Origin of the sequence: Kosakonia sp. ML.JS2a (assembly GCF_025642095.1) — a bacterium.
Lineage (GTDB): Bacteria > Pseudomonadota > Gammaproteobacteria > Enterobacterales > Enterobacteriaceae.
This window is the reverse complement of the sequence record NZ_CP106754.1, coordinates 1309496-1328895: the sequence shown is the minus strand read 5'-3', so window position 1 is coordinate 1328895 and position 19400 is coordinate 1309496. Positions and strand designations below refer to the sequence as shown.

General features: G+C 55.6%; 18 protein-coding genes. 4 read left to right on the top strand and 14 right to left on the bottom strand.

What is annotated here, in order from left to right; translation table 11 throughout:
- Positions 1-139: 139 nt before the first annotated feature.
- Entirely contained in the window at positions 140-4027 is a 3888-nt protein-coding gene (gene purL, locus N7922_RS06515; RefSeq protein WP_263099769.1) for a phosphoribosylformylglycinamidine synthase, read from the bottom strand.
- Positions 4028-4299: 272 nt separating this feature from the next.
- Here purL and mltF point away from each other — a divergent pair, with 272 nt between their 5' ends.
- Entirely contained in the window at positions 4300-5859 is a 1560-nt protein-coding gene (gene mltF / locus N7922_RS06510; RefSeq protein ID WP_263099768.1) for a membrane-bound lytic murein transglycosylase MltF, read from the top strand.
- Positions 5860-5874: 15 nt separating this feature from the next.
- Here the strand turns inward: mltF and tadA are convergent, their stop codons facing one another.
- Both tadA and yfhb read right to left on the bottom strand, forming a co-directional pair.
- Positions 5875-6384, bottom strand: coding sequence for a tRNA adenosine(34) deaminase TadA (gene tadA / locus N7922_RS06505; protein ID WP_263099767.1), 510 nt, complete (start codon positions 6382-6384; stop codon positions 5875-5877).
- 51 nt (positions 6385-6435) lie between these two features.
- Entirely contained in the window at positions 6436-7071 is a 636-nt protein-coding gene (gene yfhb / locus N7922_RS06500) for a phosphatidylglycerophosphatase C (RefSeq protein WP_263099766.1), read from the bottom strand.
- A gap of 185 nt (positions 7072-7256) precedes the next feature.
- Here yfhb and N7922_RS06495 point away from each other — a divergent pair, with 185 nt between their 5' ends.
- The 3 genes from N7922_RS06495 to N7922_RS06485 all read left to right on the top strand — a co-directional run bounded on the left by N7922_RS06495 (position 7257) and on the right by N7922_RS06485 (position 9796).
- Complete coding sequence (locus N7922_RS06495; protein ID WP_263100848.1) at positions 7257-8507, top strand: MFS transporter; 1251 nt, start codon at positions 7257-7259, stop codon at positions 8505-8507.
- Between the two features lie 123 nt (positions 8508-8630).
- Positions 8631-9479 carry a MurR/RpiR family transcriptional regulator gene (locus tag N7922_RS06490; protein WP_263099765.1) on the top strand — a complete coding sequence of 283 codons (849 nt, stop codon included), beginning with the start codon at positions 8631-8633 and terminating at the stop codon, positions 9477-9479.
- A 56-nt stretch (positions 9480-9535) separates the two neighbouring features.
- Positions 9536-9796 carry a YfhL family 4Fe-4S dicluster ferredoxin gene (locus N7922_RS06485; protein WP_263099764.1) on the top strand — a complete coding sequence of 87 codons (261 nt, stop codon included), beginning with the start codon at positions 9536-9538 and terminating at the stop codon, positions 9794-9796.
- Here N7922_RS06485 and acpS read toward each other — a convergent pair.
- The 11 genes from acpS to rpoE form a co-directional block, all read right to left on the bottom strand.
- A complete protein-coding gene (gene acpS / locus N7922_RS06480) occupies positions 9793-10173 on the bottom strand; it encodes a holo-ACP synthase (protein ID WP_263099763.1) in 381 nt (126 codons plus the stop codon). The two genes, N7922_RS06485 and acpS, sit on opposite strands and share 4 nt — an antisense overlap.
- Positions 10173-10904 (bottom strand): pyridoxine 5'-phosphate synthase, encoded by a 732-nt coding sequence (gene pdxJ / locus N7922_RS06475; RefSeq protein WP_263099762.1) that lies wholly within the window; start codon positions 10902-10904, stop codon positions 10173-10175. The genes acpS and pdxJ overlap by 1 nt, the downstream gene beginning before the upstream one ends.
- A 66-nt stretch (positions 10905-10970) precedes the next feature.
- Complete coding sequence (gene recO, locus N7922_RS06470; RefSeq protein ID WP_061493659.1) at positions 10971-11678, bottom strand: DNA repair protein RecO; 708 nt, start codon at positions 11676-11678, stop codon at positions 10971-10973.
- A 32-nt stretch (positions 11679-11710) separates the two neighbouring features.
- Positions 11711-12622, bottom strand: a complete 912-nt coding sequence (era, locus tag N7922_RS06465) for a GTPase Era (RefSeq protein ID WP_263099761.1) — start codon at positions 12620-12622, stop codon at positions 11711-11713.
- Positions 12619-13299 carry a ribonuclease III gene (rnc, locus tag N7922_RS06460; protein WP_061499814.1) on the bottom strand — a complete coding sequence of 227 codons (681 nt, stop codon included), beginning with the start codon at positions 13297-13299 and terminating at the stop codon, positions 12619-12621. The genes era and rnc overlap by 4 nt, the downstream gene beginning before the upstream one ends.
- A gap of 211 nt (positions 13300-13510) precedes the next feature.
- A complete protein-coding gene (lepB, locus tag N7922_RS06455; protein WP_263099760.1) occupies positions 13511-14485 on the bottom strand; it encodes a signal peptidase I in 975 nt (324 codons plus the stop codon).
- 15 nt (positions 14486-14500) lie between these two features.
- Positions 14501-16300, bottom strand: coding sequence for a translation elongation factor 4 (gene lepA, locus N7922_RS06450; RefSeq protein ID WP_061493654.1), 1800 nt, complete (start codon positions 16298-16300; stop codon positions 14501-14503).
- A 156-nt stretch (positions 16301-16456) separates the two neighbouring features.
- Positions 16457-16936: a SoxR-reducing system protein RseC gene (gene rseC, locus N7922_RS06445; RefSeq protein ID WP_263099759.1), complete on the bottom strand. Its 480-nt coding sequence runs from the start codon at positions 16934-16936 to the stop codon at positions 16457-16459.
- Complete coding sequence (rseB, locus tag N7922_RS06440; RefSeq protein WP_263099758.1) at positions 16933-17886, bottom strand: sigma-E factor regulatory protein RseB; 954 nt, start codon at positions 17884-17886, stop codon at positions 16933-16935. Before rseB ends, rseC begins: the two co-directional genes overlap by 4 nt.
- On the bottom strand, positions 17886-18536 hold the full coding sequence (gene rseA, locus N7922_RS06435) for an anti-sigma-E factor RseA (RefSeq protein WP_263099757.1): 651 nt from the start codon (positions 18534-18536) through the stop codon (positions 17886-17888). The genes rseB and rseA overlap by 1 nt, the downstream gene beginning before the upstream one ends.
- A gap of 31 nt (positions 18537-18567) precedes the next feature.
- A complete protein-coding gene (rpoE, locus tag N7922_RS06430) occupies positions 18568-19143 on the bottom strand; it encodes an RNA polymerase sigma factor RpoE (protein ID WP_263100847.1) in 576 nt (191 codons plus the stop codon).
- Between the last annotated feature and the right edge of the window lie 257 nt (positions 19144-19400).

Sequence of the window (19400 nt, the reverse complement as noted above, 5' to 3'; positions counted from 1 at the left end):
TTTCTTATTATTCATACAATTAAATGTCTCCATTTGGAGACACCCAGGAAAAGCCATTGTCGGGAAATGCCGACACTTTTCAACAGGCAATAAAAAAGCCTCCGCCACAAAGGCCGGAGGCTTTACGCTTCGCGCGAACTTAGCCCAACTGTTTACGGGCGTTACGGAAAATACGCATCCACGGGCTATCTTCACCCCAGTTTTCCGGATGCCAGGAGTTAGACACCGTACGGAATACACGCTCCGGATGCGGCATCATAATCGTCACGCGACCGCTTTCATTCGTGACCGCCGTAATACCGTTCGGGGAGCCGTTCGGGTTCGCCGGGTAAGTCTGCGTTACCTTGCCGAAGTTATCGACGTAGCGCAGTGCCACCAACCCTTTGCTTTCAAGCGCCGCAAGATGCGCGTCGTCACGCACTTCCACACGACCTTCACCGTGAGACACGGCGATGGGCATGTGCGATCCCACCATGCCGCCGAGCAACAATGACGGGCTCTGCGTCACTTCCACCAGGCTGAAACGCGCTTCGAAACGATCGGAGTGGTTACGTACAAAGCGTGGCCACAGTTCACTGCCCGGGATTAACTCGCGCAGGTTGGACATCATCTGGCAACCGTTACATACACCCAGTGCCAGCGTCTGCGGACGGTGGAAGAAGGTTTCGAACTCGTCGCGTACGCGGTCGTTAAACAGGATCGATTTCGCCCAGCCTTCGCCCGCGCCCAGTACGTCACCGTAAGAGAAGCCGCCACACGCGACCAGCGCATGGACGTTTTCCAGCCCGGTGCGCCCGGCCAGCAGGTCGCTCATATGCACATCGATAGCATCAAAACCCGCGCGGTGGAACGCTGCCGCCATCTCAACATGCGAGTTCACGCCCTGCTCACGCAGCACCGCCACTTTCGGGCGCGCGCCAGTGGCAATAAACGGTGCGGCGATATCTTCGTTAATATCGAACGACAGTTTTACATTCAGGCCTGGATCGTTGTCATTGGCTTTCGCGTCATGCTCCTGATCCGCACACTCCGGGTTATCACGCAGGCGCTGCATCTGCCAGGTGGTTTCCGCCCACCACATACGAAGCGTAGTGCGGCTCTCGCTGAACACCGCCTGACCATCGGCTTCAATGACAAAGCGATCGCCGGATACGGCATTGCCCAGGTAATGAACGCAATCGCCCAGACCGTATGTCGCCAGCACGCTTTCCACCGCTTCGCGGTCGCCCGCGCGCACCTGGATCACCGCGCCCAGTTCTTCATTAAACAGCGCAGCCAGACGATCGCCGCCCAGGGAAGCGATGTTCACATTCACACCGCAGTGACCCGTAAAGGCCATTTCCGCCAGCGTCACCAGCAGACCGCCGTCGGAACGATCGTGGTAAGCCAGCAGTTTGCCCGCGGCAACCAGTGCCTGAATGGCATCATAGAAGCCTTTCAGTTGCTCAACGTTACGCACATCGGCGGGCTTGTCGCCCAGTTGACGATAAACCTGCGCCAGCGCCGTTGCGCCCAACGCATTGTTGCCGTTGCCCAGATCGATAAGCAACAGGGCGTTATCTTCGGTGGAGAGCTGCGGCGTTACCGTATGGCGTACATCTTCCACGCGGGCAAAGGCAGTGATCACCAGCGACAGCGGCGAGGTCATCTCACGCTGTTCATTTCCTTCCTGCCAGCGGGTTTTCATCGACATGGAGTCTTTGCCCACCGGAATGGTCAGCCCCAGCGCCGGGCAAAGCTCTTCGCCCACCGCTTTCACTGCGGCGTACAGGCCCGCGTCTTCGCCAGGGTGCCCTGCCGCCGCCATCCAGTTTGCAGACAGCTTAATGCGTTTGATGTTGCCAATCTGCGTTGCCGCGATATTGGTCAATGCCTCCCCCACAGCCAGACGCGCGGAAGCGGCGAAATCCAGCAACGCAACCGGCGCACGTTCGCCCAGCGCCATCGCTTCGCCATAGTAGCTATCAAGGCTGGCGGTGGTCACCGCACAGTTCGCCACCGGGATCTGCCACGGCCCGACCATCTGATCGCGGGCGACCATACCGGTTACCGTGCGGTCACCAATGGTCACAAGGAAGGTTTTTTCCGCCACGGTCGGCAAATGCAGCACGCGGTTCACGGCGTCTGCAACCGAAATGCCCTGTGTCGTAAATGCATCGCCGGTCGCCTGACGGGTCTCAACATTGCGGGTCATCTTCGGCGTTTTGCCCAACAGCACATCCAGCGGCATGTCGATCGGTTGATCGTTAAAGTGGTTGTCGTTCAGCGTCAGGTGCTGCGCTTCGGTGGCTTCGCCGATCACCGCATACGGCGCACGTTCGCGGCGACACAGCTCATCAAACAGTGCCAGTTGATCGGCGGCAACCGCCAGCACATAGCGTTCCTGTGATTCGTTACACCAGATCTCCAGCGGGCTCATACCCGGCTCATCGCTGAGAATGTCACGCAGTTCAAAACGACCGCCGCGACCACCGTCGCTGACCAGCTCTGGCATGGCATTGGACAGACCGCCCGCGCCCACGTCATGAATAAAGAGGATCGGGTTGGCATCGCCCAGTTGCCAGCAACGGTCAATCACTTCCTGGCAACGACGCTCCATTTCCGGGTTGTCGCGCTGAACAGAGGCAAAATCCAGATCCGCATCAGACTGGCCAGACGCCATAGAGGACGCCGCGCCGCCGCCCAGACCGATATTCATCGCCGGGCCACCGAGGACGATCAGTTTCGCACCAACGGTGATCTCGCCTTTTTGTACATGATCGGCACGAATGTTACCGATCCCGCCCGCCAGCATGATCGGTTTGTGGTAGCCGCGCAGCTCTTCGCCGTTGTGGCTGTTCACTTTCTCTTCATAGGTACGGAAATAACCGTTCAGCGCCGGGCGACCAAATTCGTTGTTAAACGCCGCGCCGCCCAGTGGGCCATCGGTCATGATATCCAGTGCGGTAACAATACGCTCCGGCTTACCAAAATCTTCTTCCCAGGGCTGTTCAAAACCCGGAATACGCAGGTTGGAAACGGAGAAACCCACCAGGCCTGCTTTCGGCTTCGCACCGCGACCGGTTGCCCCTTCGTCACGGATTTCACCGCCAGATCCGGTCGCGGCACCTGGCCACGGAGAGATCGCCGTCGGGTGGTTATGGGTTTCCACCTTCATCAGAATATGTGCCGGTTCCTGGTGGTAATCGTAACGGCCTTCCCCGCGATCGGCGAAGAAACGGCCAACAGCGGAACCTTCCATCACGGCGGCGTTGTCTTTATAAGCAGACAGGACGAAATCCGGCGTTTTCTCGAAGGTATTTTTAATCATTTTAAACAGTGACTTCGGCTGCTGCTTGCCATCAATCACCCAGTCGGCGTTGAAGATTTTGTGGCGGCAGTGCTCGGAGTTCGCCTGGGCGAACATATAGAGTTCGATATCGTTCGGGTTGCGCCCCAGACGGGTAAAGGCGTCTTGCAGATAGTCGATTTCATCGTCTGCCAATGCCAGGCCAAGACGCAGGTTGGCGTCGATCAGCGCCTGGCGGCCTTCGCCCAGTAAGTCGACGCTTTGTACCGGCGCCGGCTGATGGTGTTCAAACAGGCGTTCAGCGTCCGCCTGCGACGTGAATACGCTCTCCATCATGCGGTCGTGCAGTTCTGCCGCGACCTCAGCCCACTGGGCGTCCGTCAGACCGGCTGCATCAACATAGTACGCAACGCCACGTTCAAGGCGGTTGATCTTATTAAGACCGCAGTTGTGCGCGATATCGGTGGCTTTGGAAGACCAGGGAGAGATGGTGCCAGGACGAGGAGTGACGAGCAGTAAGGTTCCGGTTGGGGTATGGCTGCTCAGGCTAGGGCCATATTTCAACAGGCGCTGGAGCCGGGCGTACTCTTCTTCGGTCAGTGTGTCGTTCAGATCGGCGAAGTGAGCATACTCGGCGTAAATATTACTGACCGGGAGGTTGGCCGCCTGAAAACGCGCCAGCAGTTTGTTGATACGAAAAGCGGACAATGCAGGCGAACCACGCAGAATTTCCATCATAAGTCTCTCGTCTTCGATTACGAAGCGTCGGGGACGCTTTAAGTGTGCACCAGGGGAAAACGGGCGTCATTATAGAGAATCCTGAGCGCCTACGAAACCGTTTGCGTCGAAATAAAATCAGCCCGGTTTTTTGACAATAGCTGCCGCCGACCACTCTAATTAGTTGCCAACTGGCGTTTTGTTGCGCAAAATGCCGCTCAATCACAGACAAACCTTGTTGTTATCATGACGGCCATCTGCTGAGGCAAAGTACGGCGCAGAGAATTAACTGATTGAAAAAATTTAAGATTAATTATCTGCTCATCGGCATTGTCACCCTGCTGCTGGCAGCGGCCCTGTGGCCCTCTATTCCCTGGTTCGGCAAAGCCGATAACCGCATCGCGGCGATCAAAGCCCGCGGGGAGTTGCGCGTCAGCACCATTGCCTCACCGCTCACCTATTCCCGTGTGGACGGTAAATCCTACGGCCTGGATTACGACCTGGCGCAGCATTTCGCCGACTATCTGGGCGTGAAGCTCAAAGTCACCGTCCGCCAGAATATCAGCCAGCTATTTGACGATCTCGACCATGATGATGCAGATATGCTCGCTGCGGGACTGGTGTACAACAGCGAACGCATCAAAAACTACCAGACCGGCCCGGTTTACTACTCCGTTTCTCAGCAACTGGTTTACCGGGTTGGCAGCCCTCGCCCGCGCACGCTGCAATCCGTTAACGCCAGCCAATTGACCGTCGCACCAGGACATGTGGTGATCGACGATCTCCGCACCTTAAAAGAGAAAAAGTACCCGGATTTAAGCTGGACGGTGGATGAGAAGCTCGGCACCAATGCGTTGATGGAACAGGTGCTGGAAGGCAAAGTGAGTTACACCATTGCCGACTCGGTGGCGATAAGCCTGTTCCAACGGGTGCACCCTGAGCTGGCTGTCGCACTGGATGTGACCGATGAACAGCCGGTCACCTGGTTCAGCAAACGCGATGATGACAACACCCTGTCAGCCGCCATACTGGATTTCTTCAATAATATGAATGAAGACGGCACGCTCGCACGGCTGGAAGAGAAATATCTCGGGCACGGCGAAGATTTTGACTACGTGGATACGCGCACTTTCCTGCGCGCCGTCGATAGCGTACTGCCCGACCTGCAACCAATGTTTGAGAAATATGCCCAGCAGATCGACTGGCGTCTGCTGGCGGCCATCTCCTACCAGGAGTCACACTGGGACTCCCAGGCCACCTCGCCAACCGGGGTGCGCGGCCTGATGATGCTGACAAAAAATACGGCGCAGAGCTTAGGCTTAAGCGATCGTACCGATGCGGAACAGAGCATTAGCGGCGGCGCGCGCTACTTGCTGGATATGATGAGCAAAGTGCCGGACAGCGTACCGCAGGATGAGAAAATCTGGTTTGCGCTGGCGGCCTATAATATGGGCTATGCGCATATGCTGGATGCCCGTGCGCTGACGGCGAAAACCAAAGGCAATCCCGATAGCTGGGCCGATGTCAAACAGCGCCTGCCGCTACTGAGCCAGAAACCCTGGTACAGTAAGTTGACCTACGGCTACGCCCGCGGGCATGAGGCTTATGCTTATGTGGAAAACATCCGTAAGTATGAAATCAGCCTGGTGGGCTACCTGCTGGAGAAAGAGAAAGAAGCGGCCAAAGCGCTAAAGCTGGCGCAGAGTTACCCGGCGGTTTCAACGGATGAACTGAACCGCCCTTCCTACGGCATATTGCCCTTTAGCGCCTTTACCACCAGCGATCCTTTCCCGCGCAACCCACTGCTGACGCCGGATACGCTGGTAAAAAACCCGCTAAAAGTGAACCGGTAAGGCGATTTACCCGCCCTACTGTTCGGGTGAATCAGAGGGCGTTTTTTTCAGCGCTTTTTTCTCCTGGCGACGCTGGCGGAAAAAGTCGCTCAGCATTGCCGCACACTCATCGCGCAGCACCCCTTCGGTGATCTCCACCCGGTGGTTCATTCCCGGGTGATGCAGCACATCCATCAGCGAACCTGCCGCGCCGGTTTTCGCATCCCGCGCACCAAATACCAGATGACCAATGCGGCTATGCACCATGGCTCCGGCGCACATCACGCAGGGCTCCAGCGTGACATAGAGCGTGGTGTCGATCAGGCGGTAGTTTTGCAGCACCAGCCCCCCCTGACGCAATGCCATGATCTCCGCATGCGCCGTGGGATCGTGACGACCAATCGGCCGGTTCCAGCCTTCGCCAATCACCCGGTCGTTATGCACCAGTACCGCGCCAACGGGCACTTCGCCTTCTTCCCATGCACGTTTCGCCAGCGTCAGCGCATAGCGCATCCAGTAGTCATGGTTCAGTTCAGGATTGGACAAAGGGGAAAACTCCAGTGATTCAGGCGGGCGCATTATACAGCCCTTCGCTGTTTATTCCAGTTGCTGTAACTCACCGCGCGGCGTCACGCGCCAGCGGTGCTGGCAAAAATAGAGCAACGGGTTGTCCTGCTTGCTGTCGCTGTAACCGCTATACAGACGCAGCGGCGTACCGATTTTTCGCTCCAGTTGCGCCACTTTCTCGTGCCCCAGACAGCGCATCGTTAGCACCCAGCCGCCATAACGACGGTTGATTTGACTGGCAATCACATTCACCTGCGGCAACCAGGGTGTATCGAAATAGACTTGCTCCACCAGCGGTTGCGGCGAGCCCGTGATCAGCCAGATATCCGCATCAGAAGCGGTAAGGTACTGGGTCAGCCGCGACTGCACCACCGGAAACGCCGTCACGTGCTCGCGAAACCAGCGGACAAACTGCTGCTCACGCTTTTTCAGTTGGCGCTCGCTGTGACCAAAGGTGCAGCCCCACAGTAGCAGACTCATTGGCCAGCGGGCTGCGCGCCCTTTAATCAATAACGCGCCAGCAATCACCGGCAACAGCGGTAGCACCAGCAAGGCATTCAACGGCTGGTGGCGCAACAGATAACGTAAAAACGTACCGAACATATCCTGCTGGTGCAGTGTTCCGTCAAGATCAAAAAATACGACGCGGCGCTCGCTGGTAGCCAAATGTTGCCCCTCTGCCTGGTTAAACGCCGACCGCCATTTGTCCTCTTCTGGCGATCGCTATTAGAGATAGCCTAACAGATAGAACCTGACTTTTCCGTTAACAAGGCACCTGCAATAAAAAGCAGCTATTTCGTTACGCCACAGATGCTCTACACTGCCTTATCTTTCCAGGAACCGTTGTGACCATGAATTCGCATACCAAAACGATGCGCGCCTTTAGCTCTGCCCCTTTTCGACATCTGTTCTTTGCCCGCCTGTTCACCGTACTGGGTAACGGTATCGCACCGATCGCACTGGCCTTTGCGGTACTGGACATCGGCGGTTCCGCCGCCGATTTGGGCATCGTCGTGGCGGCGCGCTCTGTTTTTAATGTCGCCTTCTTGTTGGTCGGCGGTGTGCTGGCAGATCGCTATTCCCGCAGCCTGGTGCTGGTTTCGTCCTCGGTTGTTGCGGCGATATCGCAAGCGGTTGTCGCCTGGTCCGTGCTGGACGGCAGCGCATCGGTCATCAGCCTTGCCCTGTTAGGTACCCTGAATGGCGCCGCCGCAGGTATTGCGCTACCGGCTTCCTCCGCGTTAGTGCCCCAGACGGTGCCGGCCCATAACCTGCGCGAAGCGAATGCGTTAATCCAATTAGGTATTTACAGTGGGACAGTGGTTGGCGCTTCGCTGGGCGGGATCCTGACCAGCGCCGTCGGACCTGGCTGGGGGCTGGCGATTGATGCGCTGGGCTTCGCCGCTTCGGCGCCGCTCTATTACTGGATCCGTACCGGCGTCACGCAAATCGCCGCCGCGCAAACTAACATTTTGCAGGATCTGCGCGACGGCTGGAAAGAGTTCGCCAGCCGCACGTGGGTCTGGTCCATTGTCGTTCAGTTCACCATTATCAATGCCGCATTTAGTGGCGTGGTGATGGTTCTCGGCCCGATTATTGCCGATGCCTCATTTGGTCGTACCCAGTGGGGGATCATGGTGGCGGCACAAAGCGTCGGGTTAATTGCGGGTTCATTCCTGGCATTGCGCTGGCGTCCGCGTCGCGACCTGTTTATTGGCGTGATGCTGGTGTCGTTGTGCGCGCTGCCCATTTTCCTGCTGGGGCAGATTGTGCCCACACCGTGGCTTATCGCAGCATTTTTTATCGCGGGCGTCACTTTCGGTCTGTTCGGCGTGGCCTGGGCGCAGTCGCTGCAAACCCATATACCGCCAGAAAAACTGGCGCGCGTCTATGCGTACGACGCAATGGGATCGTTTATTGCGATTCCGGTTGGCGAACTGGCCGCCGGGCCGCTGGCCATGCATTACGGCAGCAGCAATGTATTAATGGCGTCAGCGGGGGCGGTGGCCATCGCGACGTTTGCAGCCAGCCTGATCCCGGCCATTCGTCAGCTCGATAACTCGGCCAAGGTGAAAAGACACAGCGCCGAAGGATCCACTTGATCGCTATCAAATGCCGGGTTGTGATACTTTGTCGTGAAAGAATTTTTAATTCATAATAACAATCAATGAATGGAATATTAAATTCTGTCTTTTGTATGAGTTGTGATTGCCTCCGGAGATCCTATGAACTGTTTAATTCGCATCCGTCAGCGCTATTCTGGCCTGGCGCAGAGCGATAAAAAGCTGGCGGAATTTCTGCTGGAAAACCCCGATCGCGCGCGCCATTTAAGTTCGCAACAGTTGGCTGCCGAGGCGGGCGTTAGCCAGTCGAGCGTCGTGAAATTCGCCCAGAAAATGGATTTCAAAGGATTTCCGGCGATGAAACTGGCCATCAGCGAAGCGCTGGCCAGCAACACCAATCCCTGGTCTGTGCCCGTGCATAACCAGATACGTGGCGACGATCCGCTGCGTGTGGTGGGTGAAAAACTGATCAAAGAGTACCAGAGCGCCATGCACGCCTCACTGGATGTCAACAGTGAAGAGAAGCTGCTGGAAAGCGTGCGGCTGCTGCGCGAGGCGCGGCGCATTATCCTGACCGGTATTGGCGCTTCCGGGTTGGTTGCCCGTAATTTCGGCTGGAAGTTGATGAAAATTGGTCTTAACGCCGTGGTGGAACAGGATATGCACGCCCTGCTGGCGACCGTGCAGGCAATGGATCCTGGCGATCTGCTGTTACCGGTTTCTTATTCCGGCGAACGGCGTGAAATCAATATGGCAGCCGATGAAACCCTGCGCGTGGGCGGTAAAATCCTCGCCATTACCGGCTTTACCCCCAACGCCCTGCAACAACGGGCGACGCATTGCCTTTACACCATCGCCGAAGAGCAGGCGACACGCAGCGCGGCCATCTCCTCCACCAGCGCGCAAATGATGCTGACAGACTTACTGTTTATGGCGCTGGTGCAGCAGGATCTGGAGCATGCGCCGGAACGCATTCGCCACAGTGAGGAGCTGGTAAAAAAACTGGTTTGAGCAGGGAATCATCGTATAATGCCCGCCCTGTTAGTGATGTTTCTGAGATTTTCCTGATGGCGCTGTTAATCACCAAAAAATGCATCAATTGCGATATGTGCGAACCGGAATGCCCGAACGAGGCGATTTCGATGGGTGACAGCATCTATGAGATTAACAGCGATCGTTGCACCGAGTGCATCGGGCACTACGAAACGCCGACCTGCCAGAAAGTGTGCCCGATCCCCAATACCATCCTGAAAGATCCGGCGCACGTAGAAACAGAAGAGCAGCTCTGGGACAAATTCGTCCAGATGCACCACGCCGACAAGATTTAACGCTCAATAATCACCGTCGCACAGGCGTAGTGCCGCTCATCCGCCAGCGTCACGTGAGTGGATTTCACGCCCATCTGCTCCGCCAGCCGCAGCGCCTCATCCCACAAACGCAAGCATGGCTTACCCAGTTCGTCGTTGAACACTTCGAACTGATTAAATGCCAGACCGTTACGAATACCGGTGCCAAACGCCTTCGCCGCCGCTTCTTTTACCGCAAAACGTTTTGCCAGGAAGCGCACCGGTTGCTGATGCGCCTGGTATAGCGCCCATTCGTTAGCGCTCAGCACCCGCTTCGCCAGGCGATCGCCGCTACGGGCGATCACCGCTGCGATGCGGTCTATCTCGACGATATCCGTACCCAGCCCGAGGATTGCCATTACGCGCGCGCTTCCTGCATCAGGCGTTTCATCTCGGCGACGGCCTCTTTCAAACCGCTCATCACCGCACGACCAATAATGGCGTGACCGATGTTCAGCTCGTGCATTTCCGGCAGTGCGGCAATCGCCTTCACATTGTGATAGGTCAACCCGTGACCCGCATTCACTTTCAGGCCAAGGCTGGCAGCGTAGGTCGCGGCTTTGGCAATACGCTCCAGCTCTTTCGCCTGTGCGGCATCGTTTTCTGCATCAGCGTAGCAACCGGTGTGGATTTCGATGTACGGCGCGCCAACGTCCGCAGCGGCTTTGATTTGCTCCGCATCGGCGTCGATAAACAGCGAGACCAGAATACCGGCAGCCGCCAGGCGCTGGCAGGCGTCACGCATTTTCTCGCGCTGACCGGCCACATCGAGGCCGCCTTCGGTGGTGACTTCCTGGCGTTTTTCCGGCACCAGGCAGCAGAAATGCGGTTTGGTTTCACAGGCGATGGCCAGCATCTCTTCGGTGACTGCCATTTCCAGGTTCATGCGCGTATCCAGCGTCTGGCGCAAAATACGCACGTCTCTGTCGGTGATATGGCGGCGATCTTCACGCAAATGCACGGTAATACCATCGGCTCCCGCCTGTTCAGCAATAAATGCCGCCTGCACCGGATCCGGATAAGCCGTGCCGCGTGCATTACGCAGTGTTGCGATATGATCGATATTGACGCCCAACAGTAATTCAGCCATGACAATCCTCAGTGTTTTCATTGGTTCCGGCGCGGTCTTCGCCTCGCCTGGCCTGATCTTTTTCCGTTATCGCTTCGGCATAAACTGCCGGAACAGTTCCCGGCTTTTTAACGGCTTGCCTCCAAGATACGGCTTTAACGCAATACGGGTAAAGCGCTTTGCAGCACGCAACGTATCAGCATCCGGGAATTCACGCTCCGCCAGCGCACGCAGGTGCCGGCCGGTGAAGGTGCTGTTATCCATCACTACGCTGGCAATAAACCCTTTCTCTTCCCGGTAGCGATAGGTCATCAGGTCATCTACCGGTTCGCCGCTTCCCGCGCAGTGCAGGAAATCAACGCCATACCCCAGATGCCCGAGCAGCGCCAGCTCAAAGCGACGCAGCACAGGTTCCGGCGTGCCGGTTACGCCCGCCAGTGCCTGGATACAGTGTAAATAGTCGAAGAAGAGTTCGGAGAAGCGAGTTTCATGCTCCAGCACGCGGGCAATAAGTTCATTAACATAGAGGCCGCTGTAGAGCGTGATGCCGCTGAGCGGCAGCGCCAGCGAAACCGCTTCAGCACTGCGCAGCGTTTTGACTTCGCCACGCCCGCCAAAGCGCACCAGCAGAGGGGTAAAAGGCTGTAATGCGCCTTTAAGGTTTGAACGTTTAGAACGTGCGCCTTTCGCAACAAGGCGCACGCGGCCCGACTCTTCCGTGAAGACGTCCAGCATCAGGCTGGTTTCGCTCCACGGACGGGAATGGAGGACGAATGCGCGCTGCCATCCTTCCATCATGTTCTCGCCGTCTGTCAGGCCATTAGCGCTTAAAGATCGTCGACATAACCGAGACTACGCAGCGCGCGTTCGTCATCGGCCCAGCCGGATTTCACTTTCACCCACAGTTCAAGGTGAACTTTGGCTTCAAACATCTCTTCCATATCTTTACGGGCTTCAATGCCGATGGTTTTGATTTTGGCGCCTTTGTTGCCAATCACCATCTTCTTCTGCCCTTCGCGCTCAACGAGGATCAAGCCGTTGATGTCATAACCGCCACGATCGTTCGTGATGAAACGTTCGATTTCCACTGTCACCGAATACGGCAGCTCTGCGCCGAGGAAACGCATCAGCTTCTCACGAATGATCTCAGAAGCCATAAAGCGCTGAGAACGGTCGGTCACGTAATCTTCCGGGAAGTGATGAATGGCTTCCGGCAGGTGCTTGCGCACGATGCTGGCGATGGTATCGACATTGGTGCCGGTTTCCGCAGAGAGCGGTACGATGTCGAGGAAATTCATCTGGCTGGCCAGGAACTGCAAGTGCGGCAGCAGATCGGCTTTTTCCTGCACGTTGTCCACTTTATTGACCGCGAGGATCACCGGCGTTTTGCCGTCGCGCAGTTTGTTAAGCACCATTTCGTCGTCTGGCGTCCAGCGCGTGCCTTCCACCACGAAAATCACCAGCTCAACGTCGCCGATTGAACTACTGGCCGCTTTGTTCATCAGACGGTTGATGGCGCGCTTCTCTTCCATATGCAGGCCCGGGGTGTCGACGTAAATCGCCTGATACTCCCCTTCGGTATGGATGCCGACAATACGGTGGCGCGTGGTCTGTGCTTTACGGGAAGTAATCGAAATCTTCTGCCCAAGCAGTTTGTTTAACAGCGTGGATTTGCCGACGTTAGGACGTCCAACGATGGCGATAAACCCACAATAGCTTTTTTCAGTTTCAGTGCTCATTCCAGCTCCAGTTTTTTCAGCGCCTGTTCGGCGGCAGCCTGCTCCGCCTTACGGCGGCTGGAACCTGTGCCGACCACCGGTTCGCTCAGGCCGCTGACCTGGCAGTGGATAGTAAATTCCTGATCGTGCGCTTCGCCGCGCACCTGCACCACCAGATAAGACGGCAGCGGCAAATGGCGACCCTGCAAAAACTCCTGCAGGCGCGTTTTCGGATCTTTTTGCTTATCGCCCGGGCTGATTTCGTCCAGGCGCGTTTGATACCAGCTCAGGATTAATTGTTCGACGGTCTGGATATCGCTATCGAGAAATACCCCGCCAATTAATGCTTCAACGGTGTCCGCGAGAATGGATTCACGGCGAAAACCGCCGCTCTTCAATTCACCCGGCCCTAAACGCAGACATTCGCCTAATTCGAATTCGCGGGCGATTTCCGCCAGCGTATTACCGCGAACCAGCGTGGCGCGCATACGGCTCATATCACCTTCATCCACGCGGGGAAAACGGTGATAGAGCGCGTTAGCAATCACAAAGCTTAAAATCGAGTCGCCAAGAAACTCCAGACGCTCATTGTGTTTGCTACTGGCACTGCGGTGGGTTAATGCCTGCTGCAACAGATCCTGATGATGAAAAGTGTAGCCCAGCTTCCGTTGAAGCCGATTAATTACGATGGGATTCATGCGATACCAATAAATAAATGCGTCAACAATGCAGCACACGAAACCGACCTGAGAAAAACCAACGCGGTTTCGTGTGCTGTGGCGCCCGGAGGAGCCAGCCTTAAACTTCGGGGGAATATTCTATACGCAACGAGGGGGGTTGTCGTTAGTCTGAGGGGAATAATCGCGGAAATAATTCAGGGCGCAACGGGAATAATTGCGCCCTGGTTAATTAATGAATTCCGCCGATACGATTCAGTCGTACGCCTGTCGGCCATTCACCTTCTTGTTTTTCGAAACTCATCCAGATTGCCGTCGCACGGCCAACAAGATTCGCTTCCGGTACGAAGCCCCAATAACGGCTGTCAGCACTGTTATCGCGGTTATCGCCCATCATGAAATAGTGACCTGGCGGCACAATCCACGTTGCCAGTTGCTGCCCCGGCTGACGGTAATAAATGCCAAGCTGATCCTGAGCGATCGGCACAGTCAGAATACGGTGCGTCACCTCACCCAGGGTCTCTTTGCGCTCCGTCAGACGAATGCCGTCCGCCATGGTTTCGCTTTTAGGCAACTGGAAGAACCCGCTGCTTGCTTCACCGCCGGAGCGGCGACCAAAGGTCTGCACAAAGTCACTGGCTTCCACATTGCTGTAGGTGATCGGCAGCGCGTTGTCGCACGCCTGGCCGGAGCTGCAATTTGGCTGCACGGTAACCTGCTTGCTGACCGGATCGTAACTGACTTTGTCGCCAGGTACGCCAACCACACGCTTGATGTAATCCAGGCGCGGATCGTCCGGGTATTTAAACACCGCAATATCACCGCGTTTCGGATGACCGGTCGCGATCAGCGTTTTCTGGTAGATCGGATCTTTAATACCATAAGCGAATTTCTCCACAAGGATAAAATCGCCAATCAGCAGCGTCGGCATCATTGAACCTGAGGGGATCTGGAACGGCTCAAAAATAAACGAACGCACGATCAGTACAATCGCCAGCACCGGGAAAACAGAAGCACCGGTCTCCAGCCAGCCTGGCTTCGGACCGATTTTCTTCAGCGTTTTTTTATCAAGGGCATCACCTGTCGCAATTTGCGCGGTGGCCTGACGTTCCCGGCGTTTTGGTGCAAAAATAAACTTATCCAGGCACCATAAAAGTCCCGTCACCAGCGTCGCGATCACCAGGATCAGGGCAAACATGTTCGCCATGCCAACTCCTTAAGGTTATTTGCTCTCTTTGCCTACGTGCAGAATGGCGAGGAACGCTTCCTGCGGCAGTTCGACGTTGCCGACCTGCTTCATGCGTTTCTTACCTTCTTTCTGTTTCTGCAGCAGCTTTTTCTTACGGCTGACGTCACCGCCATAGCATTTCGCCAGTACGTTTTTACGCAGCTGTTTTACCGTCGAGCGGGCAATAATGTGGTTGCCGATAGCCGCCTGAATCGCGATATCAAACTGCTGGCGAGGGATCAGATCTTTCATCTTCTCCACCAGCTCACGGCCACGGTACGGTGCATTTTCATTATGGGTGATCAGCGCCAGCGCATCGACACGCTCGCCGTTGATCAGCACATCCACGCGCACCATGTTAGACGCCTGGAAACGTTTGAAGTTGTAATCCAGCGACGCATAGCCACGCGAGGTTGATTTCAGACGGTCGAAGAAGTCCAGCACCACTTCCGCCATTGGGATTTCATAAGTCAGCGCCACCTGGTTGCCGTGATAAACCATGTTGGTTTGCACACCGCGTTTTTCCACGCACAGCGTAATAACGTTACCCAGATACTCCTGCGGCAGCAGCATGTGGCATTCAGCAATCGGTTCGCGCAGCTCTTCAATATTGTTCAGCGGCGGCAGCTTGGACGGACTGTCGACGTACACCACTTCTTTGTTCGTGGTTTGCACTTCATACACGACGGTCGGCGCAGTGGTGATCAGATCCAGATCGTATTCACGCTCCAGGCGTTCCTGAATGATCTCCATATGCAACAGACCGAGGAAGCCGCAGCGGAAGCCGAAGCCCAGCGCAGTAGAGCTTTCCGGTTCGTAGAACAGGGATGCATCGTTCAGGCTCAGTTTGCCGAGCGCATCACGGAAGTTTTCGTAGTCGTCAGAGCTGACCGGGAACAGACCCGCATACACCTGCGGTTTCACCTTTTTGAACCCTGGCAGAGCTTTGTCCGCCGGGTTACGTGCAGAGGTCAGCGTATCCCCGACGGGTGCGCCGAGAATGTCTTTAATCGCACAGACCAACCAACCCACTTCGCCACACTTAAGCTCAGTACGATCAACCTGTTTCGGCGTAAAGATGCCGAGACGGTCAGCGTTGTATACCTGGCCGGTGCTCATAACCTTAATTTTGTCGCCTTTGCGCATGGTGCCGTTTTTGATACGCACCAGTGATACCACGCCCAGGTAGTTATCGAACCAGGAGTCGATGATCAGCGCCTGCAGCGGCGCGTCCGGATCGCCTTCCGGCGGCGGAATGTCCCGCACCAGACGCTCCAGCACATCCGGCACGCCAACACCGGTTTTCGCCGAACAGCGCACTGCGTCTGTCGCGTCGATGCCGACGATATCTTCAATCTCTTCTGCGACGCGCTCAGGATCGGCGGCTGGCAGGTCGATTTTGTTCAGTACCGGCACCACTTCCAGATCCATCTCGATGGCGGTATAGCAGTTCGCCAGCGTCTGCGCTTCCACGCCCTGACCCGCATCCACCACCAGCAGCGCGCCTTCACACGCGGCCAGCGAGCGGGAGACCTCATAGGAGAAGTCAACGTGCCCAGGGGTGTCGATAAAGTTCAGTTGGTAGGTTTCGCCATTAAGGGCTTTGTAGTCCAGCGTTACACTCTGGGCTTTGATGGTAATACCGCGTTCGCGCTCAAGGTCCATGGAGTCCAGCACCTGGGCTTCCATTTCGCGATCGGAAAGACCACCGCAAATCTGGATAATACGGTCAGACAGCGTCGACTTACCGTGGTCGATGTGAGCGATGATCGAAAAGTTACGAATATTCTTCATATAGTGAGATTTTATGCCTTACGAGTAACTAAGAGGCCTGTTCGCGCCTGACGTCAAATGTACTTAAACGCCGCATTCTACACTACAACCGCAATGCGGGGAAATGCTCATACCAGCAAGAAAAAAGCCGCTTTTTTCACCGTTGCAACAGTGAAATTACGGGCGGCTTTCCGTGGAAGCATCGTCGACGCGAACGAGGTTCGGAGGTAAACCTACGCTAATGATGATGGGTTGCCATTCGCTGCGGGAAGCCAGTTTGGGTGAAAGTCCTCGCGCCAGTAAAAAGCCGCCCACCCCGCCGAGCACCGCGCCGCACAGCGCCGCAAGATCGTGACCAAACAGTGCCTGGAAAATGGCGCCCATGACAAACAACCCAACCAGCGGCGACATATACACCAACACCGCCGATCCCAGCAAACTGGCTTCAGCAATGCCAAGTTCAACTTTTTGCCCGGCCACCAGCGGCTCGGCGCTGGGAACGGCGATGGTATGGCTGGTCTGCGGGCCTAACTTATTCAACACGCGGCTACCGCAGCCCGCGCGGGAGGCGCAGCTGCTGCAGGAGGCTTTGACGTCGCATTCAACTAATGCTTCACCGTTACGCCATGAAACGACGGTAGCCCACTCTTTGATCATTGTGCAGCCTTGAATTTGAGGCTATCCGCAATACGTTTTGCGGTTTGCGGAGGGAGTTCGCCTACGATGGTAATTTCGGCATTGTCGCGAACCGTGGTGCTAACCGTGCGGCGACCGGTGCGCAGAACCTGATCGGTACTGTTCTGGTTTGCGCGGTTTACGTTAATCGAGAAGCTAAATAAACCGTCGGAATAAAGGCGTGATTCGACGGGAACATCCACCGTTGGTAACTGGCGACGGCTGCTGGCCACCTCGTTAAACCCTTCAGGTAACCAGGATGGCGCCCAGTTAAAGTCGACTTTATCTCCCGCAGGAACCGAAAGCAGAGGCGGTAAACTGGCTTTCGCCAGCGTTTGCATGTTGTTTGCAACCTGAGCATTCACGGAAAACGCGATCACACGGAACTGTTCGAGGGTTTCGCCATCACGATCGAGCAAGTCGACGCGCATTGGCAGGCGCGTTTCCGAATCCATCCAGACGATGTAACTGTAACGGGTGCCGTCACGCGCCACGACGCGGATGACCTCACACAGTCTGTCGGCAATGCGCGTACGTCCTACGGAAATGAAATCATAGTAGGAAGAGAGACGTTTAAAATCGGTATAAACCAGCGTGGGTAGTGAATCGACAATGTAGTTGCCGTTCAGCGTAAACGGCTCAAGACCCGGCTCAAAGTAGCTGATCTCATTACCGCGCTGCACCACTTCGCGGCGTGGGCCGTCCATTTGCAGCATTTGAGCCAGAGGCTGGTCGTTCAGACGCGCATGGCGGTAGCGTAACGACTCCACTCCCTGCTTATTGATGCTGATAAAAGACAGTTCGTAGTTGAGCGACTGACTCGCCACGTTCATTTGCTGCAACAACGCCCCGGACGATACATCAGCCGAGGCGTTAGCAGAGAAGAACAGACCAGCAGCCACAAAAGACATGGCACACCAAAGTTGCTTCATTACTGCGATTGCGTTCCTAAAGTTTGATTTCCTGGCACCTGCACAGCAGCCTGCTGCGTTTGCGCCTGCTCAAACTGAAGTTGTTCTGCATGCAGGCGGCGTTGCAGTTCGTAGTCCTGCAGCATTGCATTGATACGACGGCGCTGCTCCTGCGCTTGCTGTTGCTGACCGGCGGTTGCGGTCGCATCAGACGGAACACCCAGACTGACCGGACTGGCTTTGCCCATCATCGGCAGTGTGTTAAACACCGGGCCTTCGGGCTGCTGGGTTGATTCAGCCGAACCATTATAGTGCTGAACGCCAACAATTACAGCAAGCGATACGCATGCAGCCACGCCCATTTGGGTAAGCTGGCTTGCCCACGGGCGAACCTTATGCCAGAACGGCATTTTCTGCCACTGGTGCGGGGCGGGTTGCGCTTCGGGAATCAATGGCGCGGTCGGTTGAACGGCGTCATTCTCAATCGCGGCCATGACTCGGGCTGAGATATCGAAATGGATGACATCGGCGGTATCACCGCGCATTGCATCGCGGATAAGGTGATAGCTTGCCCATGTTTGCTGCAATTGTGGATCCTGAGACAGCTCCGCGAGCAGCTCATTATCCAGCGTTTCACCATCCATTAAAGCGGAAAGTTTTTCTTTCTGCATGCCTAATACCTTTTTCAGTATCCCGCTATCGTCAACGCCTGATAAGCGGTTGAACTTTATTATCAATAGCTTCCCGCGCACGGAAGATACGTGAACGAACGGTACCTACCGGGCAATCCATGATGGCCGCAATTTCTTCATAGCTCATGCCATCCAGCTCCCGCAACGTAATTGCCATGCGTAAATCTTCCGGGAGCGACTCAATAGTACGGAAAACTATTTGTCTCAGTTCTTCTGACAACATTAAGTTCTCAGGGTTCGAAATTTCTTTCAGTGCACCGCCACTTTCGAAGTTTTCTGCATCAATGGCATCCACATCGCTGGATGGCGGCCTGCGCCCTTGGGCAACCAGGTAGTTTTTGGCCGTGTTAACGGCAATACGGTACAGCCAGGTATAAAAAGCACTATCTCCCCTGAACGAATCAAGCGCGCGATAGGCCTTTATAAATGACTCTTGTACGACATCAGGCACATCTCCGGAAGGAACATAACGGGAAACCAGACTCGCCACTTTATGCTGGTAGCGCACCACCAGTAAGTTGAACGCTTTCTGTTCTCCTTTCTGTACCCTTTCGACAAGGACCTGATCCGTTAACTGCTCGCTCATCCGAGGTAAAATCTCCCCAAAACCAATTTCCACGCGTATCCAGAAACGCCACTCCAATACTGCAATCTATGAGCAAGCAGCCAATTAGAGAGCAGGTTCGTGATAAAGTTCCGTTACGCCTTTGTTTTTGTGCATCGTTCTACAGACTTTTCATTATCACTCATTATAAGTCTACAAACCCTGCACACTGTATTTTCTCAAAGAAAAGACCTTAAGATCGCCAGAGAGTATCGCAAAATCGCTTTTTTTTCATCACT